The following is a 3500-nucleotide window of genomic DNA, read 5'->3' as shown; positions in this document are numbered from 1 at the left end:
TGATAGGCTGGGTGTGTAAGCGTTGTGAGGCGTTGAGCTAACCAGTACTAATTGCTCGTGAGGCTTGGCTATATAACACCAAAGTAGTTTGATAACTGATATAAAGATCCAGATATAAATCCAAGTTGATTTAGATACCGTATTCAAAAGTGATGATAAGTGAGACAGTCAAACGACATACTCAACATCATCTCCTCTGTCCCTGTTTTGCTTGACGACCATAGCGACTGTGAACCACCTGATCCCATTCCGAACTCAGAAGTGAAACCGGTCCGCGCCGATGGTAGTGTGGGGTCTCCCCATGTGAGAGTAGGTCATCGTCAAGCGCCTTATTCGCTCGTAAGAGCAAACAAAAACCCCGATGCCTACGCATCGGGGTTTTTTATTGCCTGGTTGTTTTGTGATCGATCATTCTATTCAACATTAGTGAAACTTTAACGGTAGTTAAATCTGGGTGGCCTAAGTGTATTTCTTACACAGAAGGCAAAATCGATTATGATTCTTTGATTTATGGTTGCTGATTGAACACAATACAATACCCTTAATTTCTTTAGATATTTATTATGAATCAAGATTATCGGCTATTCGAGTTGCTCTCTGATGGTGAATTTCATTCGGGCGAACTTATTGCCAAAGAGTTTGGTGTGAGTAGAAGTCGAGTTTGGGCTTTGATTAATTCGCTGGAAAAGAAAGGTGTTCAGATATCAAGAGTAAGAGGCAGGGGTTATAGATATGGCGGTGGTTCAAAGCTAATAGACACTGATTACCTGAGGCAAGCGTTAGCAGGTATTGATCTTCACTATTCTGTGGAGTTGGAGTCCACTAATGAATTTGCAAGAACGATCAAACCAAAGCAATGTGCGCTGGTTTTAACGGAATATCAAACTTCCGGGAAAGGGCGTAGAGGTCGTCAATGGTCCAGTGGCTTTGGGCAAAATCTAATGTTCACTATGAAAGTGAATGAATATGATAGCGTTCATGGACTGGAAGGGTTGAGTCTAGTTGTTGGGCATTCAATTGTGACTGCCGTTGATAATGCGCTTGGCTTGAATGTTCAAGTCAAATGGCCTAATGACATATTGTATAAAGACAATAAAATTGCTGGTGTATTGATCGAAATCCAAGGGGATTTAACAGGCGCCTGTAATTTAATGATTGGTGTGGGTTTGAACGTTAATGATGAACCTGAATTAGTTGATCGGAAAGACGTTACTTCTTTGAAGGGTGCGAAAAATAAGACGATCAATCGTACAGGGTTATTATTGAATATTGTTAAACAAATAGAAATCGATTTAGCCCGATTTCAGGCGTCTGGTTTTACTGTCTTTAAGGATAGCTGGAATGCGTTTGATGCATATAGAGGCCAGGAAGTTATGGTCACACAAGGTGATCGTAAAATTGTTGGTGTTTCAAAGGGTGTGAATGACAAAGGGGCTTTGATTTTGGTGTTAGAGGGATCAGAAGAATTGCTGGTTCATGGCGGTGAAGTTTCATTGAGAAAATTAAATGTCTAAACTCTATATGGATTTGGGTAATACATCGCTGAAAGTCTTTAATGAACAGGGTGAGCTGTTAGGTGCGTATAATAAGTATATGGATAATTGGGAGGAAGACTTTAAGCGTATATTTGAACCTACGTGTTATGTAAGTTGTATCCTGGCATCTGTAGCAACCAAAGCCGAGCTCAGTAAAATCAAATCATTACTCCCTGATGGGATTTCTTTGACAGAAGCGTCGTTTAATTTAGGTTTATGGAGCGTTGTACCTTGCTATCAAGATCCGAGCAAACTTGGCATTGACCGGTTATTGGCAATGGAAGCAGCTTTTCGAGAATCAGAGTCGAGCGTTGTTGTTATAGATTGTGGAAGTGCTGTGACGGTGGATTATGTAAGTCAAACTGGTTTTCATGAAGGTGGCTATATAGTGCCTGGTTACCGTTTGCAAATGGAAAGTCTGTTACGGGATACCAGTTTATCATTTGAAGATATCAGACCTTCTTTGGGGTTGGGTCAGAGTACTAGTGAATGCATCAGGAACGGATCATTAAGAATGATAACTTCCTTGTGTGAGTCGGTGATCGAAAGATATCAGCCTTCCGTTGTTGTTTTAACGGGAGGGGACTTAAGTGGTGATCTTAGCAGTTTGTCGCAGTTAGGTCGTCGTGACGACTTATTGGTGTTTAAGGGATTAAATTATGTATATAAATCTGTATGAGGGATTGTAGATATGTTGCTGAAGCGAGCTTTCGTGTCACTGGTTGCGCTTAATGCACTATTTGTTTTGTATGTTGTGATGCAAAAAAGTGCCTCAAGTGAAGAAGGTGTATCAAAAACATTTGATCAGCATGGTGAGGCCTTGGTGTTGGTGGCAGAAGTGTCAGCGATTCCAGTCAAAAAAGTTGTTGATGCGTGCGTAAGTGTTGGGCCCTTGGAGACGCTGGAACTGGCTCAGCAGGCTTATCAACGTTTGGCTGCAAGAAATGTAAAAAGTGAAATTGTTGAAAAAGACACACTGGCTTCGGTTGATTATTGGGTCATCATTCCACCGAGGCCTTCAGAACGTCAGGCATTAAGACTGTTAAAGCAGTTGCAGTTGGCGGATATTGATAGTTATGTCGTAACACAGGGGGATTATGCTAATGCTATTTCGCTTGGTTTGTTTACCGTGCAGTCTTCCGCACATAGAATAAAAAATAAAATGGTAAGTGCAGGGTTTGATGCGATTATTCAGGAGATACCTCGGCGTCAAATTAGGTACTGGTTGGAAGCTGAAAGCAAGTTAGGCAGCTTCGAAGCAGTGTTTCGAGATTTAAATGTTAAAATATCTGAAAAAAGTTGTAAAAGTCGTTGATTTTTAAAGAGAAGATGCATATTATGGCGTCCTCTTTAAGGGTGATTGCAGAAACTGAATAAAAAGCTTGCAAAGCTAAAAACCTTCAGTATAATGCACGCCACACAAGTTCGGGGAGGGGTTCCCGAGTGGCCAAAGGGATCAGACTGTAAATCTGACGGCTCAGCCTTCGCAGGTTCGAATCCTGCCCCCTCCACCATCTCTTTTGTGCGGGTGTCGTATAATGGCTATTACCTCAGCCTTCCAAGCTGATGATGCGGGTTCGATTCCCGCCACCCGCTCCAAAAAAGATTTAGTGATTGCTCATGTAGCTCAGGGGTAGAGCACTCCCTTGGTAAGGGAGAGGTCGCCAGTTCAATTCTGGCCATGAGCTCCATAAAAAATGGATAGGCGGCATTAGATTGTACGCCTTATTTGTGTATTTGGATTTTAATTTTTAGTGTTCTGGGGTATTTACGATGGCTAAGGAAAAATTTGAACGTTCCAAACCGCATGTTAACGTTGGTACTATTGGCCACGTTGACCACGGTAAAACTACTCTAACTGCGGCGCTTACTCGTGTATGTTCTGAAGTATTCGGTGGCGAAAAGGTTGACTTCGCAAACATCGATAACGCTCCTGAAGAGCGTGAGCGTGGTATTACTATTGCA

At 42.0% G+C, this 3500-nt stretch carries 4 protein-coding genes, 3 tRNA genes and 1 rRNA gene; all 8 read left to right on the top strand.

Translation table 11 applies throughout. The features are described 5' to 3' along the window. The first annotated feature begins 210 nt into the window (after positions 1 to 210). A 5S ribosomal RNA gene (rrf, locus tag ABD744_RS09855) occupies positions 211 to 326 on the top strand. A gap of 237 nt (positions 327 to 563) precedes the next feature. Next, complete coding sequence (locus tag ABD744_RS09850; protein WP_344798011.1) at positions 564 to 1514, top strand: biotin--[acetyl-CoA-carboxylase] ligase; 951 nt, start codon at positions 564 to 566, stop codon at positions 1512 to 1514. Beyond that, entirely contained in the window at positions 1507 to 2214 is a 708-nt protein-coding gene (locus tag ABD744_RS09845; protein WP_344798009.1) for a type III pantothenate kinase, read from the top strand. The genes ABD744_RS09850 and ABD744_RS09845 overlap by 8 nt, the downstream gene beginning before the upstream one ends. A gap of 12 nt (positions 2215 to 2226) precedes the next feature. Continuing rightward, positions 2227 to 2850: an SPOR domain-containing protein gene (locus tag ABD744_RS09840; protein WP_344798007.1), complete on the top strand. Its 624-nt coding sequence runs from the start codon at positions 2227 to 2229 to the stop codon at positions 2848 to 2850. A 114-nt stretch (positions 2851 to 2964) separates the two neighbouring features. Beyond that, positions 2965 to 3049, top strand: a tRNA-Tyr gene (locus tag ABD744_RS09835). Positions 3050 to 3059: 10 nt separating this feature from the next. Beyond that, positions 3060 to 3134: transfer RNA gene (locus tag ABD744_RS09830), tRNA-Gly, on the top strand. A 17-nt stretch (positions 3135 to 3151) separates the two neighbouring features. After that, positions 3152 to 3226 (top strand) — tRNA-Thr (locus ABD744_RS09825). Between the two features lie 82 nt (positions 3227 to 3308). Beyond that, on the top strand, positions 3309 to 3500 hold a 192-nt coding region (locus ABD744_RS09820; protein ID WP_425562154.1), incomplete at its 3' end, for a GTP-binding protein.

This window comes from Litoribacillus peritrichatus (genome assembly GCF_039537985.1).
GTDB classification, from domain to species: Bacteria; Pseudomonadota; Gammaproteobacteria; order Pseudomonadales; family Litoribrevibacteraceae; genus Litoribacillus; species Litoribacillus peritrichatus.
Note: the sequence above shows the minus strand (reverse complement) of the source record. Positions and strands in the feature narration are given on the sequence as shown.

What these genes read in the sequence shown, in the direction of transcription:
- ABD744_RS09840 (WP_344798007.1), top strand. Translation starts at nt 2,227, where the DNA reads ATGTTGCTGAAGCGAGCTTTCGTGTCACTGGTTGCGCTTAATGCACTA.
- ABD744_RS09845 (WP_344798009.1), top strand. Translation starts at nt 1,507, where the DNA reads ATGTCTAAACTCTATATGGATTTGGGTAATACATCGCTGAAAGTCTTT.
- ABD744_RS09850 (WP_344798011.1), top strand. Translation starts at nt 564, where the DNA reads ATGAATCAAGATTATCGGCTATTCGAGTTGCTCTCTGATGGTGAATTT.